Annotated in this window: 22 protein-coding genes and 1 pseudogene; 2 read left to right on the forward strand and 21 right to left on the reverse strand. The window is 44.2% G+C overall.

Going from position 1 to position 20848, the window contains the following annotated elements; genetic code table 11:
• Positions 1–3: 3 nt before the first annotated feature.
• The 4 genes from ftsL to proB form a co-directional block, all read right to left on the reverse strand.
• On the reverse strand, positions 4–327 hold the full coding sequence (gene ftsL, locus BMI76_RS10580; protein WP_142355015.1) for a cell division protein FtsL: 324 nt from the start codon (positions 325–327) through the stop codon (positions 4–6).
• 9 nt (positions 328–336) lie between these two features.
• Positions 337–1287 carry a 16S rRNA (cytosine(1402)-N(4))-methyltransferase RsmH gene (gene rsmH, locus BMI76_RS00230; RefSeq protein WP_142355016.1) on the reverse strand — a complete coding sequence of 317 codons (951 nt, stop codon included), beginning with the start codon at positions 1285–1287 and terminating at the stop codon, positions 337–339.
• A gap of 242 nt (positions 1288–1529) precedes the next feature.
• Positions 1530–2780 carry a glutamate-5-semialdehyde dehydrogenase gene (locus BMI76_RS00235; RefSeq protein ID WP_075345636.1) on the reverse strand — a complete coding sequence of 417 codons (1251 nt, stop codon included), beginning with the start codon at positions 2778–2780 and terminating at the stop codon, positions 1530–1532.
• Entirely contained in the window at positions 2780–3595 is an 816-nt protein-coding gene (gene proB / locus BMI76_RS00240) for a glutamate 5-kinase (RefSeq protein WP_075345637.1), read from the reverse strand. Before proB ends, BMI76_RS00235 begins: the two co-directional genes overlap by 1 nt.
• Positions 3596–3795: 200 nt before the next feature.
• Between proB and BMI76_RS00245 the strand changes: the two genes are divergently transcribed.
• Complete coding sequence (locus BMI76_RS00245; protein ID WP_075345638.1) at positions 3796–5382, forward strand: LPXTG cell wall anchor domain-containing protein; 1587 nt, start codon at positions 3796–3798, stop codon at positions 5380–5382.
• Positions 5383–5750: 368 nt separating this feature from the next.
• Here BMI76_RS00245 and BMI76_RS00250 read toward each other — a convergent pair whose 3' ends face one another.
• The 12 genes and pseudogenes from BMI76_RS00250 to BMI76_RS00305 form a co-directional block, all read right to left on the reverse strand.
• Entirely contained in the window at positions 5751–6116 is a 366-nt protein-coding gene (locus BMI76_RS00250; RefSeq protein ID WP_075345639.1) for a PepSY domain-containing protein, read from the reverse strand.
• A gap of 192 nt (positions 6117–6308) precedes the next feature.
• A complete protein-coding gene (locus BMI76_RS00255) occupies positions 6309–6563 on the reverse strand; it encodes a DUF896 family protein (protein ID WP_075345640.1) in 255 nt (84 codons plus the stop codon).
• 222 nt (positions 6564–6785) lie between these two features.
• The gene (gene glyS, locus BMI76_RS00260) at positions 6786–8822 is read right to left on the reverse strand and encodes a glycine--tRNA ligase subunit beta (protein ID WP_075345641.1); all 2037 of its coding nucleotides are present in this window, start codon (positions 8820–8822) and stop codon (positions 6786–6788) included.
• On the reverse strand, positions 8822–9739 hold the full coding sequence (glyQ, locus tag BMI76_RS00265) for a glycine--tRNA ligase subunit alpha (RefSeq protein WP_075345642.1): 918 nt from the start codon (positions 9737–9739) through the stop codon (positions 8822–8824). The genes glyS and glyQ overlap by 1 nt, the downstream gene beginning before the upstream one ends.
• Before the next feature lie 196 nt (positions 9740–9935).
• The gene (locus tag BMI76_RS00270) at positions 9936–10307 is read right to left on the reverse strand and encodes a GFA family protein (protein ID WP_075345643.1); all 372 of its coding nucleotides are present in this window, start codon (positions 10305–10307) and stop codon (positions 9936–9938) included.
• A 333-nt stretch (positions 10308–10640) separates the two neighbouring features.
• Positions 10641–11378 (reverse strand): hypothetical protein, encoded by a 738-nt coding sequence (locus BMI76_RS00275; protein ID WP_075345644.1) that lies wholly within the window; start codon positions 11376–11378, stop codon positions 10641–10643.
• 10 nt (positions 11379–11388) lie between these two features.
• A pseudogene (locus BMI76_RS00280) lies at positions 11389–11478 on the reverse strand (EVE domain-containing protein); the annotation flags it as partial.
• 24 nt (positions 11479–11502) lie between these two features.
• On the reverse strand, positions 11503–12660 hold the full coding sequence (gene nagA, locus BMI76_RS00285; RefSeq protein WP_075345645.1) for an N-acetylglucosamine-6-phosphate deacetylase: 1158 nt from the start codon (positions 12658–12660) through the stop codon (positions 11503–11505).
• A 69-nt stretch (positions 12661–12729) separates the two neighbouring features.
• Positions 12730–13137 carry a DUF3021 domain-containing protein gene (locus BMI76_RS00290; protein ID WP_075345646.1) on the reverse strand — a complete coding sequence of 136 codons (408 nt, stop codon included), beginning with the start codon at positions 13135–13137 and terminating at the stop codon, positions 12730–12732.
• 13 nt (positions 13138–13150) lie between these two features.
• Positions 13151–13609, reverse strand: a complete 459-nt coding sequence (locus BMI76_RS00295) for a LytTR family DNA-binding domain-containing protein (protein WP_075345647.1) — start codon at positions 13607–13609, stop codon at positions 13151–13153.
• A gap of 13 nt (positions 13610–13622) precedes the next feature.
• Positions 13623–14480, reverse strand: a complete 858-nt coding sequence (locus BMI76_RS00300; RefSeq protein WP_075345648.1) for an ABC transporter permease — start codon at positions 14478–14480, stop codon at positions 13623–13625.
• Entirely contained in the window at positions 14481–15347 is an 867-nt protein-coding gene (locus tag BMI76_RS00305; protein WP_075345649.1) for an ABC transporter ATP-binding protein, read from the reverse strand.
• A 477-nt stretch (positions 15348–15824) separates the two neighbouring features.
• On the opposite strand from BMI76_RS00305, the gene BMI76_RS00310 reads away from it, so the two are divergent.
• Positions 15825–16331, forward strand: coding sequence for a YgjV family protein (locus tag BMI76_RS00310; RefSeq protein ID WP_180372815.1), 507 nt, complete (start codon positions 15825–15827; stop codon positions 16329–16331).
• A 97-nt stretch (positions 16332–16428) separates the two neighbouring features.
• Here the strand turns inward: BMI76_RS00310 and BMI76_RS00315 are convergent, their stop codons facing one another.
• The 5 genes from BMI76_RS00315 to rbfA all read right to left on the reverse strand — a co-directional run bounded on the left by BMI76_RS00315 (position 16429) and on the right by rbfA (position 20795).
• Entirely contained in the window at positions 16429–17259 is an 831-nt protein-coding gene (locus tag BMI76_RS00315) for a Cof-type HAD-IIB family hydrolase (RefSeq protein ID WP_075345651.1), read from the reverse strand.
• 171 nt (positions 17260–17430) lie between these two features.
• The gene (copZ, locus tag BMI76_RS00320; RefSeq protein ID WP_075345652.1) at positions 17431–17634 is read right to left on the reverse strand and encodes a copper chaperone CopZ; all 204 of its coding nucleotides are present in this window, start codon (positions 17632–17634) and stop codon (positions 17431–17433) included.
• Positions 17635–17647: 13 nt separating this feature from the next.
• Positions 17648–19876 carry a heavy metal translocating P-type ATPase gene (locus BMI76_RS00325; RefSeq protein ID WP_075345653.1) on the reverse strand — a complete coding sequence of 743 codons (2229 nt, stop codon included), beginning with the start codon at positions 19874–19876 and terminating at the stop codon, positions 17648–17650.
• Positions 19873–20304, reverse strand: a complete 432-nt coding sequence (locus BMI76_RS00330; RefSeq protein ID WP_075345654.1) for a CopY/TcrY family copper transport repressor — start codon at positions 20302–20304, stop codon at positions 19873–19875. The genes BMI76_RS00325 and BMI76_RS00330 overlap by 4 nt, the downstream gene beginning before the upstream one ends.
• A 140-nt stretch (positions 20305–20444) precedes the next feature.
• Positions 20445–20795 (reverse strand): 30S ribosome-binding factor RbfA, encoded by a 351-nt coding sequence (rbfA, locus tag BMI76_RS00335; protein ID WP_075345655.1) that lies wholly within the window; start codon positions 20793–20795, stop codon positions 20445–20447.
• Between the last annotated feature and the right edge of the window lie 53 nt (positions 20796–20848).

Raw genomic sequence — 20848 nt, forward strand, 5'->3', positions numbered from 1 at the left:
AGGCTAGTCCACCTTCTTAATATTATCTTTTTGAACAGTCATACCCGCTTTTTGAGCAATATCGGAAATCCGATCATAGCGGCTCAGTTCATTGACTTCCTGCTTGGCATTGTTGTATTCTGTTTCCTTGTCATTAATCTGACTGTTTAAGTGGCTGATTTCCTGCTGGATCTGCAAACTTCGGCTTTGCAGGTAAATAATGCTGATGGACAGCGTGATAGCCGTAATAATGATGGCACCATAAAAAGCCTTTTCCAATCTAGTAAAGGTTCTGATACGTTTTTGCAAGGCTTGCGAAATAGCTTCGCTGCGTTTTTCATTTGTCATGGTTTTTCTCTATTTTCGAATTTTTTGAATGACTCGCAATTTAGCTGAATGCGCACGATTATTAGCATCAATCTCAACCTGACTCGGCAGAATCGGTTTGCGGCTGACCAAGGAAAATTTAGGCTGCAGATCATCGGGAATAAAGGGAAGGCCTTTGGGAACATCAATGACTGTCGCTTCTTTAAACAGCTGCTTCACCAGACGGTCTTCCAAAGAATGAAAGGTAATCACGGATATCCGTCCGTTCACTGCCAGCAAATCCAAAGCCTGAGATAAGGACTCCTCAGCAGCTCCCAGTTCATCGTTGACTTCAATTCTGATGGCCTGAAAAATCTGCTTGGCAGGATGTCCCTTTTTCTTGAGTTCCTTAGCCGGCTTAGCCGATTTGATAATCTCTGCCAGCTCTCCGGTCGTTGTAATCGGCTTTTCTTGTCTGGCTTTTTCAATCTTCCGCGCAATTTGTTTTGAAAATTTATCCTCGCCGTATTTAAAGAAAATGCGCACTAAATCGTGATAATCATAAGTATTTACAACATCAAAAGCCGTCAGCTCAGCCTCTTGGTTCATTCGCATGTCAAGCGGCGCATCTTTTTTATAGGAAAAACCGCGTTCCCCTTCGTCCAGCTGGGGGCTCGATACCCCTAAGTCATAGCAAATACCGTCAATTTCAAAGACATTTTCCTCAGCCAGACGCTGCTTGAGATTGCGAAAGTTATCCTTAATAAAAGTAACCTGCCCTGCTTGGACATAGGGCTGCAGGCGTTTTTGGGCATTGTCAATAGCCTTTTGATCCTGATCAAAACAGTAGAGGTGACCCTTTTTGCCAAGTTTTGAGAGCAAATACTCACTGTGTCCCGCACCGCCAAGCGTCGCATCAACATAGATGCCGTCGGGCTTAATATCAAGCCTGTCAATGGCTTCATGCAAAAGCACAGTGATATGATGAAAATCATTAGTCATAAGTTTTATTTTACCACACTTTTGTTCCATAATAAACCAAAAAGAGAAAGCTCATTTGTTTCATGCCTAAGAAATCCAGTTCCGCTTTTGTGCGGCTTAAAAAGCATGTCCGCTTATGCCCAGTCTTTTTCTTGGTCTTAGCTTAAACTTAGGGTATGGATAGCGCAAAAAAGATCGGAAAAATTCCGATCCCTGTGCAAAAAGCTTACTGTCCTGCTGTCCAGCAAGCATCCTTTGCAGCCTTATTCTCTGATTTGGCCCTGTCCATTAATATAAAATTTAGTGCTGGTTAGGGCTTCCAGCCCCATCGGGCCGCGGGCATGTATTTTCTGAGTTGAAATTCCGATTTCTGCTCCCAGACCAAAAACAAAACCATCGGTAAAACGTGTTGAGGCATTGACATAGACTGCAGCGGAATCAACTTCGTCTTGGAAATGCTCAGCCGAGGCAATATCTCGGGTAATAATCGATTCTGAGTGGTGGCTGCTGTAAGTATTAATCCAGCTAATAGCTTCATCAAGACTGGCCACTGTCTTAACCGACAGGATATAGTCTAAAAACTCGGTGCTGTAGTCTTCCTGGCTTGCCGGCTCAGCCTTTTGAAGCAGAGCCAGCGCTGTTGGATCTGCACGAAATTCAATCGGATGAACTTTCTGAGCAGCTGCCTCCAGTTTCGGCAAAAACTGCTCTGCTATTTTTTCATGCACTAAGAGAGATTCGGCAGCATTGCAAACGCTGGGACGAGAGGTCTTGGCATTGATAACAATCTTAACGGCCATATCCAGATCGGCAGACTCATCAACATAGATATGCACATTGCCAACGCCTGTTTCAATGAAAGGCACCTTGGATTTTTCCTTAACCGTCTGAATCAAACGGCCACTGCCGCGCGGAATCAAGACATCAACGTAATCCACGGCCTGCATCAGCTCTTCGGCTACTGCATGGCTGGTATCTTCAACCAGCTGTACAGCATTGGCATCCGCTCCAAAATCAGACAGCGTTTCCCGAAGAACCTTGACGAGAGCCTTGTTGGAATTAATCGCATCACGGCCGCCCCGCAGAATGATCGCATTGCTGGTTTTGAAAGCCAGACTGAACGCATCAACCGAAACGTTGGGACGACTTTCAAAGATCATGGCAATGACTCCCAGCGGTACGCGTTTTTGAACGATTTTAAGACCGTCCAGATTGGTATAGCCGCGAACAACCTGACCGATTGGATCCTGGAGGTCAGCTACCTGACGGACCCCCTCGGCGATTCCTTCAATACGTGCAGCGTCCAAACGCAGCCTGTCTGCCATAATCTCAGAAATGCCATGTTCCTTGGCACTTGCAAGATCACGCGCATTTTCAGCTAAAATATAATCAGTCTGTGCCAACAGATTGGCAGCTGCCTGCCTCAGTATTTGATTTTTTTCCGCTGTTGCCAGCTTAGCCAGATTCAGGCTGGCTTTTTTAGCCTGCCGGCCTAACTCATCAATATAGCTCATCACTCCACCTCGTTTCCTTTTTGGATAAACCAGGTTCCCAGGTTAGCACCGTCCAGCATACGCAGAATATCACGCGGGTTGGCACCGTTCATGAGAACCATCTGACCCTTGTTGTCAAAGACCATCTGGGCACTTTGAATCTTGCTGATCATACCGCCTGTCCCAAATTTGCTGCCGGCACCGCCCGCAGATTTCAGGATGTTTTCGGTAATCTCAGATACCTGCTCGTACAAAACAGCATCATCGTAAATGGTTGGATTCTTATCATAGAGACCGTCAATATCTGACAGCATGACCAGCAAGTCTGCCTCAGTAATTTTAGCAACGACAGCCGACAGGCGGTCATTGTCGCCGAACTTGGTCGCATGATCCATTTCATCAACACTGGTCGTATCATTTTCATTGACAATCGGTACAATTCCCATGGACAAAAGAGTCTCAAAGGTATTGATAACATTGGCAAGACTTTCGGGATACTCGATAACATCACGCGTCAGCAGAATTTGTGAGACTTTGGTCTGATAGTGCGAAAAAATCTGTGAGTATAGGCTCATCATCGCCACCTGACCGACACTTGACACTGCCTGCTGCTGGGCTATTTCAGCCGGACGCTTGTCCAGTCCCAGGACATCTAAGCCAAAACCCACAGCACCGGATGATACCAGAACAACCTCCTTGTCCTTATTCATAAGACTGGCAATGACGAAGGCCAGCTGATCAATTTTTTCAAGATTGATTTTGCCATTTGGCAGAACAAGAGAACTCGTTCCAATTTTAATGACTAGGCGTTTAACCGTTTCAAAATTCCGTTTCATAAGAAAAATTATACTATAAAAATCTCAAATATGCACTGCTATTAAGGGAATATTTAAGATTTTCACGGTCATTTTTTGGCAATTCATAAAAAAATTGTAATCTAATTGCAATCGGATCTTTTTAAAATTTTATCAAACTAATGATAAGCTAATTTTTGATTGTAGGACTGTCCAAAATCATTTAAAAGAAAGGTAGATTCATGCAAAAGAAAATTTTCAGTAAACGTAAAAATAAGGTTTTGGGACTGTGCGGTACTATTTTAACAGCTGCTGTTATTGCTTTAGGAGCTGCCCAAACGGCAGAGGCCGATGACAGTGCGGTACAAGCAGCGCCAGAGACCGCTCAGGTGACAGAAGCCCAGTCTCCCGCAGCTGACACACTGACACAGGCAGCCGGCACTTCTGCCGAACAGACAGATATAGCGGCAGCTGACCCCGCTAATGTCAATTCTCCTTCTCAAGAAACTGCGCCGCAGGCAGCAGATACAGCTGAAGCTCCCCAAACAAGCACGGCAGAGCAGACCGCTCCAACTGCAGACAGCCCGCAGGCAGACACAGCAAATACCATTGCTGATGCCTCAACAGAAACAGCGCCTGCTCAAACTCAACAGGCAAGCGCTCAGCCTGCCCAGTCTGCTGCTCAGACAGCGTCAAGTACCTCTGCTGCTGACAAGCAAGAAAGCAGTGCTGATGAAAAGGCAGGAGCCGTTTATGACAGTGTTAATTTTAATGATGAATTGGAATCCGTCGGCAAAATTGCTCAGGTAGCAGACGTTGTTTACAATGGCACAAGGGATGAATATATTACTGTTGATGACCCCAGCCAGCTTTATCAGCCCGACACTGCAGAAATTGCTAAGTATCTCAACCAATATTTAACAGAACTTCGGCAGATTAACGGCATTGATTTTCCTGTTCCTCCAGTTAATCAGGTGATGCAGGATTTTGCTCAGGCTCGGGCCAATGAAGAAGCGGCAGAATCTGACGGTCTGGAACACGATACAGCCTTAGCCTTTCCTCAAGGCATGACTTGGTATGAAGAAAACGGGCACATGGACAATAATCTGCGCCGAACCAATGCTGCCGGTCAGACGATTGCATCAGACCAAGCGACCGCTTATTACCTCGCCCTTAACTGGTTTGCTGATTATTTCAACATCCTAAACGACCCAAATGACGGACTGCAGTCATTTGGCCATGCTATCAGTATTCTTTCTGCTTCTGGCAGCGCTATGGGAATCGGCATTGCTGACGGACAGGGCGGCGAAGAGCAGTCATGGTATGCTGAACTCATCTTTGGCGGCACAGGAGGAACCTCTAATGAACAGGACTTCTCTTCTCAAAAAGATGCTGATGGCAACTGGGTCCTCTACTACAAGGGCAAACCTGTCACATTTTTGCCAAATACAACCTTCCATTACAGGACTTCGGCGGCTGCTAAAAAAGCTGTGCTTGCTGATCCTCAGCCGCCAATTGCTGAAACAGACAGCGACCCTGACCCAAGCCTTCCTCAGCAGCCGGCTGCCGATAGGACAGAGCCCGCGGCAGCCTATCCAAATATACCGCAGGCAGCAAAACCAAACCCAGGCAATGAACCAGCAGCAATGAGTCCAGCTCCTGCCTTAGACCAACACTCTCCAAAAACAGCTAAGATCATTTCTCAAGCCAAGGCGAAAGACCTGCTTCCTGAAACGGGGAATAAAGTTTCTCTGCTGCCAGCCGTTCTAGGAATGGGAATCGCTCTGATGGGCCTTGGTTTCTTGGCAAAGCGCAGGTTTAACCGTTAAAACTTCTGTCATATCCATAGAATTTTACTGTTTATAAAAAGCGAGGGCTAATGTGATTTAAAATCGCTGCTCCCGCTTTATTCTTTTAATCGAACAACTTCAATCTAGAGCTAAAAAGATGCTGGTTTTACTCTGGCATCTTTTTAGCGTTCTAAAATCTTCACATTTCTAGCAGCAAAACAAGCTGCCCTTTAAATGAACAACGGATCAGCTGCTCTTTGTTCCCACAAAAAAGACTGAACTCTGTACAAATACAAAAGTCCAGCCTTTAGCTAATCTGATTTATCCAGCCTTTGAGAATCGGGCTGAAATGCTGTCTCAGTTCTTTTTTGCATATATTTTTGAGAATATGCAGAAATCAGAAAGGTTTAATCATTAACATTTTCTGATTCTTTGGAAATAATATCTCCTGTATCAGCATTGATAGTATAGCTATACTCAGTTGTGTCTTTGGTAAACTCAATTTCAAATTCTGCCGCACCGTCATCAGTATCTTGCTCAACAGTTAAGAGAGTGACATCTTTTTCAGCGAAACCGGCATCTTTAAGGGCGATAGCCTTGGCCTTGTCCGATGAAATTTTTGTCTGAGAACTGTCAGACTGATTGGCTTCAGAGTTCGCTGTCTGCTCAGTTCTGGTCTGTGTCTGCTGATTATCGTCATCATCAGTATCACAGGCTGCCAGCAGCGAAACGGAACAAACAGTCAGTAATAGGGCTAATAATCTTTTTTTCATAATAAGTCCTTTCTATTTTTTGATTATATCCTACCCCATGATAAACCGTCAATAAAAGTGCTTGCTATCCCTAGATGCTGACAAATCCAGCCATAAAGAAAGGGATTGCTTTTCCCAGCAAGGTGTGGTGCTGCTGACAAACAGCACTAAAAAGACAGCAGTTTTCACAATGACTGCTGTCTTTTCTGCTTTTTAGCTCTTATCTCCCGGTTTTCTGCCATGAAGACCTTTTCGGCGCTGAATTTCCTTGAGCTTTTCAGGCGTAATATCATTGCCCTGTTCATCAACAATTTTAAGCCCTTCAATATGATGGCGGAAACTCCGTCGGTAGCCTTCAATATATTCCTCACGAAGCCGCGCCTGTTCAACTTTTTCAGCACCTGTCAAACCTTCACGTTTTTTCTTACGAGCAAGCTCGTTGATCCGGTCAATTTTTGCCTGTTCCATTTTCTCTCCTTTTATCAAGATACAAAGGCGTAAGCGACACACAGCAAAATAAGCGGTAAGTCAGAAATCCAGGATTTCGTTGACGCACCCTCGTCAGGACGACTAGAACTCTCAATGCCTGCAAGGCGCAGAGAGTTCAGACGTCTACGACGAATTTAAGACCAAGAGTCGCAGGACTCTGGGAGAAGCTCTCTTTTTGCACAGTGTCGTAGCCGTGTTCAGTTATTTTGTATTAATCTCATTAAAGGCCGCAATGGTCTTAGCCTTTTCGCCTAAAGCAGCAAGAAGGGCCAAACGATTATTTCTGACAGCCTCATCTTCTGCCATAACCATAGTATGGTCAAAAAAGGCATCAATAATCGGACTGAGAGCAAAAAGTCTGTCAACATTTTCTGTCATGTCTTCTGTAAAATGAAGTTCTGTCACCGCATCGTAGAGCTCTTGCTCGTGTTCATTTTCAAAAATGCTGGTATCTATTGACTGCTCGCCTGCTTTTTCGGCCAAATTAAAGACGCGGGAAAGGCTTTCTACAGAAGCCTTGAAATTAGGATCCTTGGATTTTTCGGTCAGCGTTGCTGCCGCCTCAACCTGCAAACGAACAATGTGAGTTGAACTGTCAAGCACCGCTTCTCTAATATCTTTTGGTACAGACGCATCAATCATTTTCTCAACACGGCCGCGGATAAAGTCCATGACATCGGACTGATTTTGATAGGTCAAACTGTCAAAATTCAGCTGATACAAATTAGCAATTAAATCATCCAGCGGGATTTCCCAGCCGAATTTATCGAGGATACGGACAATTCCTTGGGTAGCACGGCGGAGTGCATAAGGATCATTAGAGCCGCTTGGAATGAGACCGACTGAAAAGAAGGATAGCAGGGTATCTAACTTATCAGCAATCGCAAGAACCGCCCCTACCTTAGTATCAGGGAGCTCTCCTTCACTGCTGGTCGGCAGATAATGCTCACGGATAGCAGCCGCAACAGCCCGATTTTCTCCAGCTAAGACAGCATACTTCTCACCCATGATACCTTGTAATTCATCAAACTCACCTACCATGCCTGTCAGAAGGTCAAATTTATAGATACCGGCCGCACGCTCTACCTGCGCCTTTTCTTCCTCTGTCAAATCTGATAAATCCGACAGATAAGCTGCAATGCTCTTGGTTCGCATCATATGCTCATACAAGGAGCCGATCTTTTCATGGAAAGTGACTAATTTTAATTTGTCTACCAAGTCAGCAATCTGCAGTTTTTGGTCTTCGCGCCAGAAAAATTCACCATCTTCCAGCCGTGCCAGAAGAACCTTTTCATTTCCCTTGATGACATTATCAATAAACTGATCATTGCCGTTGCGAACGGAAATAAAATTCGGCAGAAGCTTGCCCGCTTGATCACGGACAACAAAGTAGCGCTGATGCGTTTTCATTGAAGTTACCAAGACTTCTTCAGGCAGCTCCAAATATTTCTGATCAAAACGGCCCATAAAGGCAGTTGGGTATTCCACCAGATTGAGGACTTCATTTAACAAATCTTCGTCGATTTCAACACTGACATTGTAGGTTTTTTCAATGTTTCTGATTTGCTCAATGATCATATCCTCACGCTTAGCAGCGCTGGCGATAACGAATTCTGCTTCCAAGTCCTCTTCATAGGAATCTGCTGAAGCAATTTGGGCTTCCTTGCCCAGAAAACGGTGCCCTCGGCTGGTGCGGCCGGAAGTAATATCCAGAAAATCAAGATCCAGCTCCTCATCATCTAAAAGCACCACAAGCGTATGAACGGGGCGGATATATTCAAAAGTATGGTTAGCCCAGTGCATGTTGACAGGAAAAATCAGTGATTTCAACACATCAATGACGCCCCCAAGAACTTCCTTGACGGGCTTTCCAGCTTCATTTTTCGTCACATAAGCATATTCTTCGCCATTGACACTGCGAAATTCGATATCATCCGTGCTTAGACCCTTGCCGCGTACAAAACCTTGGGCTGCCTTGGTAAAATTTCCTTGGGCATCCAGAGCGATTTTTTTAGACGGTCCCTTAAAATCTTCAGAGTAGTCGCTCTGCCAATCGGCCAAATTGACCACGCGGACAGCCAGGCGGCGCGGTGTTGAAAACATTTCAATTTTTTCAAACGACAGACGGTTATCCTCTAAAAATCGGCCCATTTTCTGCCGCAGCTGCTTCATGCTTGGTTTGACAACATAAGCAGGCATTTCTTCCAGTCCAAGCTCTACTAGTAAATTTTTCGTCATTATTCTGCGTCCTCCTTCAAGAGCTGTGCTCGGGTTTCTTCATCCAACAGCGGATAGCCTAAACGCTTGCGTTCAGCTACGAACGTCTTAGCTACGATACGGGCAAGATTGCGAATGCGGGCGATATAACCGGCGCGCTCGGTAACAGATACAGCGCCTCTGGCATCCAGCAAATTGAACGTGTGCGAACATTTGAGCACGTAATCATAGGCAGGATGCACCAAGTGCTCATCAAGACAGCGTTTGGCTTCTGCTTCAAACTTTTCAAAATTTTCCAGCAGCATGTCTTGGTCGCTGATTTCAAAACTATATTTTGAATGCTCGTATTCAGGCTGGGTAAAGATTTCTCCGTACTTGACTCCCCGTGCCCATTCAATATCGTAGACAGAATCCACTTCCTGAATGTAAGAGGCCAGACGCTCTAAACCGTAAGTCACCTCAGCTGTGACAGGCTGGGTCGCTAGTCCTCCAACCTGCTGAAAATAAGTGAACTGCGTAATTTCCATGCCGTCCAGCCAGACTTCCCAGCCAAGGCCGGCCGAACCGGTTGAAGGATTTTCCCAGTTGTCTTCAACAAAACGAATGTCATGCTCCAAAGGATTAATTCCCAGCACTTCAAGCGACTGCAGGTAGAGTTCCTGAATATTTGCCGGTGATGGTTTCATGACCACTTGAAATTGATGGTGTTGGTAAAGACGGTTGGGATTTTCACCATAGCGGCCGTCTGCAGGCCGGCGGGAAGGTTCCACATAGGCTGCGTTCCAAGGCTCAGGACCGATGGCACGCAGGAAGGTGTAAGGGCTCATAGTCCCAGCCCCCTTCTCATTATCATAGGCCTGCATGAGCATGCAGCCTTGGTCATTCCAGAATTGCTGCAGGGTTAAGATAATTTCTTGAAAGGTTAGTTTTTTACTCAATGTAGTATCCTCTTTCTTTTTTGATTATTCGGCGACGCTTTCGTTGCCAAAACGATTATTTTTAGTAACAAAAGCTGGCGCATCGACTAGGCAAACCGCTCTAGCGACTGCCGTTAGATGCTTGCTCCTTTAAGAGCCAGCACCTCCGGCGAGGTGAAAAGTTAGTTTTTAACTCCATTTGGTTTGGACAGCCCTGTCACGACTCAAGCCAAATATAAGCTGGATCCTTATAGATATGGCGTTTAGGGATAGCTGAAAGGTCTTGATCTGTAGTATCTACCAGTCCCATCTTGAGAGTCAGCAGCTCAGGTTGACTGTCCTGAGTGTGGTAAATCTGGCTGTGACAGGTCTTGCAGTAATACCTGTCTTTTCCTGGCGATGAGCTGTAGCTGACCAATTGTTCAGCCCCACATAAGAGCTTAAACTGATCCTTAAATACCCTAGCATTGACCGAATAGGCTGAGGCCGTCGCCTTACGGCAGAAAGAACAATGGCAAACCACCAGCTCCTCAATCGTCGCATCTGCCTGATAACTGACAGCCTTACATAAGCACGATCCACTTATCATGATTTTTCCTTTCTGATGTTCAGCATGAGTACAAAAAATGGAACCCATCTTCTGCCCTATGCCGACTGGCATAGGGGCGCAGAGACGCGGTTCCACCCTAATTTTTTACTTCATTTTATATGGATTACAGTAATTAAAGAAAGCTCCAATCATTCCAATCTCATATCTGGCTTGCACCAGCCCAGACTCGCTTGAAAAAGATTCTGAAATGATACTCTTTCACGACAGCTATTATAGCAAAAAATAAGCAGCTTGTCTAATCAGATAAAATTTGGTATGTATAATAAGCAATTTCCCTAGTTTTTTTCCTATCTTTCAAAATGATATAAATCCTTATTTCCTAAACCTCTCCACTAATCTCAACCATGGATCATTATGCTCCTTTGTATAGCTCGTTATTGGCCCAGACCATACACTAGAAATAAGTTTGCAATAATCTTCTAGCATCTGTCCAAACATCTTATTATTTTCAATAATTAAGAGACGATTTGCATGGAGAATTAAATTTCTATATGAATTGTTAAACCTTTTTTCCCTGCTATAATAGTTATCTCGAATACCTATCAGTACATTTTTCAAATTAATAAAATAACCATTCCTGTCGAACTCCTTTTCAACCATATCCTCAGCTTTAATTGACTGTTCCTTAATGAGATATTCTCTTAAAGCAGACAACTTCTCCTTTTCATCCACAAAACCAAGTAGAGTTAATTTATCATTTCTTATTTTTTGCCAAATTTGATATCTTATATCACTTTGAGCCAATTGTAATGGAGATTCTTTGGATAAGAGTTTATCCAAAATATTCACAGCAGTTGGTTGTTCTTTTATATTTTTTTCAATATGGATAATTCTTCTCAGAACAGATTCCATACTAACCAAAATAAAAGGAATAAAAATATTATTCGGATTACGAATTCCTTCCCATTCTTTTTGATACATCATTTTCATATCTTTAAAGTAACTGGGATTTCTTTCTATCTGTTCTCCATCTTGTAAATTTGTAATCATTTTTTCTTCTTGTTTAATGATTTGATCAAAAATATTGTCTAAATCTTGTTTCAATCGCATAATTCCCCACTCATTCCACTTTTATATAATTAAAAATATACATAAAGAAATCTTTACTGATTTCAAAATGTCCGTAACGTAACTGACTAGCATATATTTTTCAGTCTGAGTGTAGTCTGGCTGCTTATTGCTCAGCCCGTTCATATTTTTTCTCACCGCCCAAATAGGTAGCCATAAGGTTCAAATCATGGTCCAAAACGATAAAATCAGCCTGGTGTCCGGCTTTAATCTGACCGCAGACTTGATCAAGTCCTAAAGAAAGAGCCGGAATGAGGCTGGCCATACGAACAGCTTCAGCTTTATTGGCAATCCCCCAGTCAGCGACATTTTTGACAGCATCTTTAAGCTCCAAAACGGATCCTGCAAGATTGCCGCCCTCCTTAAGCCGCGCTGTGCCATTTGCCACAACAACCGGAAATTCTCCCAGCATATAATCTCCGTCTGCAAGGCCTCCGGCACTCATGCAGTCAGTAATGAGAGCTACCTGATGGTGGCCCTTTTGTTTCATCAAAATATCGCAGGCTACCGGTGTCACATGGTGGCCGTCACAGATAAGCTCCGCATAGGTGTTGGGAAGGCTGTAAACAGCTCCTACCATGCCCGGTTCGCGGTGACTGAGTCCCCGCATGCCATTATAAGCGTGCACCCAGACACTGGCACCGGCTTCCACCGCTTCAACAGCCTGCTGATAGGTAGCGTTGGAGTGGCCCAAAGCGACTGTCACCCCTTTTTCTCTGGCATAGCGAATAAATTCTTCACTGCCTTTGCGCTCCGGTGCGATGGCTATCTTCTTTAAAAGGCCCTGACTGGCCGTCAGCCAGGCATCCAGTTCCTGACAGCTGGGATTGCGCATATAGGTCGTATTTTGCGCACCTTTATAGGTTTCCGTAAAGTAAGGCCCTTCAAAATAAAGACCTTGAATCCTAGCACCGGTTTCTTGACCTGCAAATTCTGCTGCGGTCTGACAAATGGCCGTCAATTCTTCAAATGAAGCTGTCAGAGTTGTCGGCAGGAAGCTTGTTACACCGGCCGCAAGCAAAGCCTGACTCATCTTTTCCAGAGAAGATCTGCTATTGTCCATGGTATCAGCACCGGCATAGCCGTGAATATGGGTGTCAACCAAACCGGGCGCTATTGAATACCCTGTACAGTCAATCACATCGGCTTCCTTAGGCACGTCGCTCTGCCATTGTCCAAAACAGCCGTCTGTAATTTCCAGAAATCCGCTTCCCTTAACGTCATAGGGGTAAAAAAAGCTATCTGCTTTAATATATTTTGTCATCAAAAAACGCCTCCATTTCGTTTATATTATACAGTAAATTTTTGGCTTTATAAATAAAAAATCAAGAGTTTACTGCTCCTGATTTTTTGACTGGTGGCGCTTTGACAAAGCTTGATTGATTTTTTGGGTTTTAAGATAGATATCCAAACGCACCATGCACCATATAATCACATAGATTAGGAAATACTCGATCCAGAATCGCGGCAAAAGCAGAACCTCCTGCCAGCCGTTGTAAACCATCATAGCTGCGACAAGGGCCAAAGTGGCTAAACAGTGGACAGCCAAAAGCAGCAGAAATGAAAAACGCTCACTGTCAAATATCAGACTGACAAGCCCAATAGCAGCACTCATGACTAAAATACTAATAATATTGCTTTTGCTGACCGGTGATTGCTGAATATCAAGAAGAAGAACTAAGAGATAGGTAAGACTGCCTGTACGAAGTCCTGACAGCATAGCACTGAATACTTTTTTCATCCCGATTTCCTTTCTAAAGTCCCAGCTGAGCCATCAGCAGTTTGACATACTTGCGGCTCACGCTGGACTTAATATTGTTGCTTAACTTGGCCATCATATTTCCTGAAAAGCTGTCAGACAGCGATTCCAGATGGTCAAGGTTAATCAGGGCATGCTTTGAAATTTGAATAAAATTAGATTTATTCAGCCGGTTTAAAAAATGAACCAGTGTTTCTGTTGTCGTATAGACACCCTTTAAGGTATAAATTTTCAGAGTCGTTTGGCTGACATCGGCCAATATGATCTCGCTGAGTTTGAGCATGATGATTTTGTCCATGCTCTTGATGGGAACAGCAGTGCTTGCGGTCAGCTGATAGTTATCAATATAATCAAGCAGCCGCTGAATATCGTCTGTTTTTTCTGCTGCCTTGACCAAAACAAGGGGAGTATGGACCGGAATTTGCGAATCCAGCTCAAATTGACTTTTTACCACCTAATCTTCCTCTCTAAACAAGGGCTCGGCGCTGCATCAGAGCATTTTGCAAGCTGAACAGGACAAGTCCAATCGCTAAGATACCTACCACTATATAGTAGGTCTGAACATTTGTCAACAACTCCTGCCAATCTAAGCGTATTCCCATTATTTTTTCAAAGTGCTCTCTGGCGCTGCTCTGGCTGAAATTATTTTTGAGGGCATCTGCCATGAGCACCTGTCTGAATAAGGAAGCGATATAAGCTCCCGGTGTGCATTTCATCAGGGTTTGCGCAAAATCCGGAAGCGCACCGATCGGAACGTAGGTTCCTACAAGAAAACCCGAGGCAGCCCCAAAAACAGTTGCAAGTTTGCCGAGATTATCAACTGAGCGCATACGGCTGACCAAAAGAGCATTAAGCAGGGTTGAGATAAGCGTATTTAAAAGCATGACAGCAAGGAGCTGAGGCCACACAGACCAAGAAAGGCTGACCTGATCCGCCACATAAAAGTAGCTGCTCATAATAGCAAACATTATCAGCTGCATGACAAAGCCAACAAGAGCTGCACTGAGAATATAGCTGAAAGACAGGGACCAGCAGCCAAGATCGGTAATCAGGAGATCCTGACGCACATGACTTTCCCTGTCCTTTGTCCACTGAGACAGACTGGATAAGGTAGTGGTAATCCCGGTGATAGCCAGTGTTCCTCCCATCAGCCATGTGTCTAAAAGCTGGTTGGTATCATCAATACGCGACCAAGAAGATTCGATATTGTCTTTGAGAAAAACCAGATAAAGAATGAAAGAAATGAGAGCTCCCATAAGTGAGAAAATCACACCGCTGCGGTTGCGGAAATAAAGAATACAGTTGCGTTTCATTAAAGCTAACATTTAGCGTACCTCCCGTCCAGTTAAGGTCATAAAAGCATCATCCATTGTGCCGGGACGAAATTCAAAATTGTGAATGAGCCCTCGGCAGCTGCTGAGAATATCCATAGCCTGCTCAGCCGTCTCAGGCCTTAAAATGACTTCCTTTTCTCCGACTTGCTCAATCAGGCTGGCCTTCTGCAAGCGATCGAGAAGACTGTTCATCTGTTCACTGTACAGTTTAAGGATATTTTTGGCATATTTTTCCTTGATGAAACTGGCTGTACCCTGCGCAATTACCTGTCCGTGATCAACGATATATACCCTATCAGCACTGTCTGCTTCATCCAGATAATGAGTGGTTAAAACAATGGTCAGCTGATCTTTTTTCTGAAGCTGATTCAGCAAATCCCAGATGGTCTGCCGGGTCTGAATGTCAAGGCCTGTTGTCGGCTCATCCAAAAAGAGAATATCAGGGCTGTTCAGCAGGGCACGCGCAATATCCACACGTCTTTTTTGCCCTCCTGACAGGCTTCCGTAAGCTTGATTGATAAAATGCATCAGCCCCAGTTTGTCAGCAAGTTCCTCTATCTTTTGAGGAGCAATATGCTTATACTGGCGTGCCCGGATGTGCAAGTTCTCCCTAACAGTCAGCATGTCATCTAAAACACTGTTTTGAAAAACCACACCGATTTTTGCCTTTTGCGTATAAATGACTCTGCCAGCATCAGGTTGGGAGAGGCCGATGAGCATCTGGATTGTAGAAGATTTCCCTGCACCATTGGGGCCTAAGATAGCGGTAAAGCTCCCCTTTTCAATATCCACATTGAGATCATTAACCGCGATATGTTTACCGTAAGTTTTAACGAGGTTTTGAGTTGTCAGCAGCATGATGAACTCCTTTCTTATCTATCTGACTGCAGTTTAACAAAAGCTCACTCAAAAATCTCGGCTTTTTGGACAAGAGGTCAAAATGCAGGGATAAGACGTTAAATAAGAGAAATGAAATCAGACTGAAGAAAAAGTCAATTTTTATCAAAAGAACTATTGTGTTATGATACTTTCCTTAGGCAGCAACTTCCTTTGGAATTTCATACCTAAGTTCAAGATACAAAGGGTGCCTTTATCCGCAGCCTCGTTCAATTCGCCTATTTTTCTTATAGATTGTGAATTGATACTATCCTAAGATGTGTGTGCTTGTGAAATGCTAACTATAGAGTTTGTCTGCAAGCTGATGATTGTTTTTTCTTATCAATAAGAACTGCTGCATAAGGCATTGGCTTTTTTCAGGCTTTCCCTTATAATAAAGAGTGCTGGCACATGAGAGCTTCTTTTTGTGTTCATATAACAATAAAGCGGTAATGATTAATGAGACTTCCTATAGCAATGATATTTTCCGGTCTGGGTGCTTTTTGCCTGGCCTATTCTTCTTTTACTAAAAATAAGCAGCAGATGCTGATCTGGCAAATCAGCGATTATATGTTTACCATTATAGCCAACCTCCTTTTAGGCGGTTATACAGGCGCCCTGACTATCAGTGTCTCCATCATCAGAAACACACTGATTATCAAACAAAAAAACAGCAAATGGATTACTGTTTGTCTGATTCTATTTCAAATCGGCCTAGGCAGCTATGTCAATAATTTGGGGCTCATCGGCTATCTGCCTATCATCTCTTCGGTCTCTTATACCCTAACAACCTTTGTAACCTCTAAAATGCAGATTCTGCGCTGGCTCATCATCGAAAACATGCTGCTCTGGCTGGTTTATGACATCACTATCAAGGCCTATCCCGTTGTTTGTATGGATATTTTCATCAGTCTGTCAACACTTTTAGCCATTTACAAACACCGAAAAGATTCCCAAAACTTATAAAAACAGGAGTGAAACGGTCTCTCCCCAGACCCTTTCACTCCTTTTTTTAGTACAAAGTGTTCAGCAGTAACTTGCCAATAAGTCTAAGACTTTTCTGCTAATCTTTTGCTGCTTGCAAAACATATTTTGTGATGGCTTCTGCCACACCGGCTTCATCGTTTGAGCTTGTTATGGCGTCTGCAATTTTTTTAACATCCTCAGCAGCATTTCCCATGGCAATACTGAAACCTGCTGCTTTCATCATTTCAAGATCGTTAGCCGCATCACCCAAGGCCACAATATCTTTGGCCTCTACATCTAATTTTTGAGCCAATTCTTTTAAACCGCTCGCCTTGGTAATGCCCTGGGGCATGGCTTCAAAAAGGTAGGATTGACTTCTGACCATACTGAATTTTTCAGCCAATTCTGCCTCAAAATCAGCCTGAAAGCTATCTAAGACGTCAGGCTCTCCCATATACATGGCCTGAAAAACGGGGTTGTCTGCTGTTTTTACATCTGCCAAAGAAACCGGCTTGGGCTCTGTGAAAACTAGGCTGGCATCATAAGTCACCAAATCCGGTACTTCATCAGCAAGTACCAAATAGTCCACATCAGCAATCAAGGTCAGGTAAATCTCGGGATAGCCGTCTAAAAGGCTGTAGAGATACTGCACATCATGAAAGTCCAAGTTATGGTAACTTAGGAGCTGCCAGTCCTCCCGAATCGTGTGAAGAGAGCAGCCGTTATTTAAAACAGCATATTCTTCCTCCGCCTTTAGCTCTAATTGATCAAAGTAAGGCTCCACACCACTTTGAATGCGGCCGGTGCAAATGACAATCTTATGGCCTTTTTGAGCTGCTTCCTGAATGACATCAATATTTCTTTGGGAAAGCTCCTTTTGACTGTCTAAGAGCGTTCCATCCAAATCAATAGCAATTAATTTAAGCACAATAATTACGACCTTTTCTAAATCAATCTACTGTCTAGTTTATCATATTTAAGCAAATAGCACATCCCATAATACAGCTGCTTATTGCCTGCATCAAAATAAGCGAGAAAATTTCTGCGGCAGCAGTTGACCTTCTCGCTTTCTTTTTTGTTAAATCATTCCTTAAAACGGCTAGACTTCTGCTCCTAATTCATACTTTGTTCCTTTTAGAGCACGTTTTAAAGACCACTTGCTGGGGTTGCCTGTTACGGTGACTTCTTTTTTATCAAGGTCAACTGTCACACTGTCCACTTTTTTTAATTCTGAAAAACGTTTGGTGACATTGTCAGCACAGCCTTGGCATTTTAAACCGTTGATATGATATGTTTTTTCCATGATAATTCTCCTTTTACAATTTTACGATTTTTAGACGCAGGGCATTTAAAACAACAGAAACTGAACTAAAACTCATAGCCAGACCCGCAATCATAGGATCAAGCAGCGGTCCGCCAAAGAGGTAAAGCACACCCATTGCTATCGGAATGGATAAAATATTGTAAATAAAAGCCCAGAATAAATTTTCTTTGATATTGATAATGGTCGCTCGGCTGATTTTGAGCGCCTTGACAATATCAAGCATAGCCGATTTCATCAGGACAATATCTGCAGATTCCATGGCAATGTCTGTTCCGGAACCCATCGAAATCCCAATGTCCGCTGTCGCAAGCGCCGGAGCATCATTGATGCCGTCTCCAACCATGGCAACCTTCTTACCTTCAGCCTGCAAATCAAGAATGGCCTGCGTTTTTTCCTGCGGCAGAACCTGACTGATTACAGAAGAAATGCCAACTTCTTTGGCAATCGCCTTAGCGGTCTCTTCATTGTCACCGGTCAGCATGACCACTTCGATTCCCATATCCTGCAAAGTTTTAACAGTTTCCTTACTGTCAGGTTTGACCTTATCCGCAATGGCAATCAAGCCCAGAAGCTGACCGTCACCTGCAACAAAAATCGGTGTTTGTCCCTTGGCAGTTGCTCCTTTGAAATCACTTTGAGCCTGTTCAAGAGAAATATGATTTTGCAGCATGAGCTTGTCATTGCCCACCAAAAGCTCTGTACCGGCTACGCGGCCTTTGAGCCCAAAGCCTGTTAACGAAGTGAAATCCTCAACGTCAAGCAAGGTATTTTCTTCCTTTCGGGCATAGTCCACAACAGCCTGACTTAAAGGATGCTCAGACAGAGCTTCCAAGGAAGCTGCCAGCTGCAGCACAGACGAATGAGAACTGTAGGAAAAACTGTTAACAACTTCCGGCTTGCCCCGAGTGATGGTGCCCGTCTTATCAAAAACGATTGTGTCAGCCTGATGGGCTAATTCCAGCACATCCCCGCGCTTATAGAGAATCCCATTTTCAGCAGCCCGGCCTGTGCCCACCATAATAGCGGTCGGCGTTGCTAAACCCAAGGCGCAAGGGCAGGCAATAACAAGAACAGCTACGCTGACTGTCATTGAAAAAGTGAAATCCTGTCCCATCACAAAATACCAGAAGAGACCTGTCAGCAGGGCGATTGCGATAATAACTGGGACAAAAACTGCCGATACCTTATCCGCAATCTTAGCAATAGGCGCTTTTGTCTGCTGGGCATCTTCAACCAGTTTAATAATCTGAGACAGCAAGGTTTCACTGCCAACCTTTTCGGCTTCAAAGACAAGGCTGCCCTGACCGTTGATGGAGCCGGCATAAACTGGACTGTCAGCTGTTTTTTCGATAGGAAGCGACTCTCCCGTCAGCATGGACTCATCAATAGCAGAATGGCCGGAAAGCACGCGGCCGTCAACCGGAATCTTCTCTCCCGGTTTAACCAGGATATGATCGCCAATCTCTACATCTTCAATCGGAATGCGGACTTCCTTGCCATCGCGAAGGACGATTGCTTCTTTTGCCGATAAATGCATCAGTTTTTTGATAGCATCTGATGTCCGACCTTTGGATAGCGTTTCAAAGTATTTCCCCAAGGTAATCAGTGTCAAAATAACAGCTACCGATTCATAGTAGAGATGGTGGGCATAATGAACATGGCCCAGATAAACGTGATAGGTTCCGTAAAGACTGTAAAGGAAAGCCGCTGCCGTCGCTAAGGCAACAAGCGAATCCATATTGGGATGCCCTTTAAAGAGTGAGCGAAAGCCATTGTCATAATAACGGCGGCCAAAGTACATGACTGGTAGGGTCAGAGCCAACTGTACCAGTGCATAAATCATGGGGTGGCGGGACATGTCCAAGATACTTGGCACCCACATGCCCAGCATAGAGCCCATGGACAGGTAAAGCAGAGGCGCGGCGAAAAGTGCCGACCAGAGGAACTTGTGCCACATGGTGTTTGTCGCCTCACCTTGGCGCTCTTCCTGAGATTTGGCTGTAGCTGGGTCAAAGACGCTGGCCCCATAGCCCGCATCAGCGACAGCTTTTTCAATCTCTGCTTCAGAAATCTTGGCAGGATCATAATCAACCGTCATCTTCTCCGTAGTCAGATTGACCACTGCAGCGTCCACGTTATCCAGCTTTTTGACTGCATTCTCAACCGTCAGCGCACAGGAGGCACAGGTCATGCCTTCAATAACAAATGTTTCTTCCTTCATCTTCTCACCCCCACATGTTCTTGACAGCGGCACTGCCCTGGAATACAGTTGCAGGGCACCTGCTCGACCGTTTCTTTGGTCAACAGCAGAGCTTGCAGCTGACTGACATCTTCTGCCGTCATTGGGGTTTCAGCCAGCAGATGCTCTAAGATTGCCGCATGCTTGCGCTGGCAAAATTTGGCAAAGAGCTCATCAGCCTGCTTGTTGATGCTTTCTTCTTCACTGAAGGAAGCCGAATACAGAAACTGCCGTCCATTTTTCTTTGTTTGCAAATACCCCTTGTCCGCCAGACGTTTGAGGAGGGTCTTGACTGTTGACGCCGTCCATTCCGTCTTTTGGCTCAGGATATCTATAATCTCTGCACTGGTCGTCTGGCCCTTGGTCCAAACCACCCGCATGATTTCCCATTCCGCATTTGAAATTGTCATGCTTGTGCTCCTTTCGTTTACGTTTGTAAACAAATTATAACACCGTCGTCTACAGATGTCAACGATAAAAATTAGAAAAGAACAGACAACCCTAGTACCTAGGCAATTACGGTTATCTGTCCCAACAGTATTTCATTTTATTATTTTTTGCTTTCCAAATCCCGCAGCATTTGGTCAATCTTATTGCCATAGTCAATAGATTCATCTCTGATGAACTGGAGATCCGGAATCTTGTACATGGTCAGGTTTTTCCCTAATTCACGCTTGATAGTTCCCGTAGCCTTTTCAAGTCCCAACTGTGCTTTTTGTCTGTCAGAGGCCAGATCGCTCATAACCGTATAAAAAACCTTTGCCAAAGACAGATCGCCCAGCATTTGAACTTCTGTTATGGTGACTTCATGAACGCGCGGATCACGAACCTTCTTTTGCAAAATCTCGTTGACTTCACGTTTGATTTCCATGCCCACACGGTCAATGCGATGATTAGACATTGTTTTTTCCTTTCTTTTTAGCTTTCCAATTTTTAAACCTAATAGTTCAAAAA

Source organism: Streptococcus sp. 'caviae' (assembly GCF_001937065.1).
GTDB lineage: Bacteria > Bacillota > Bacilli > Lactobacillales > Streptococcaceae > Streptococcus.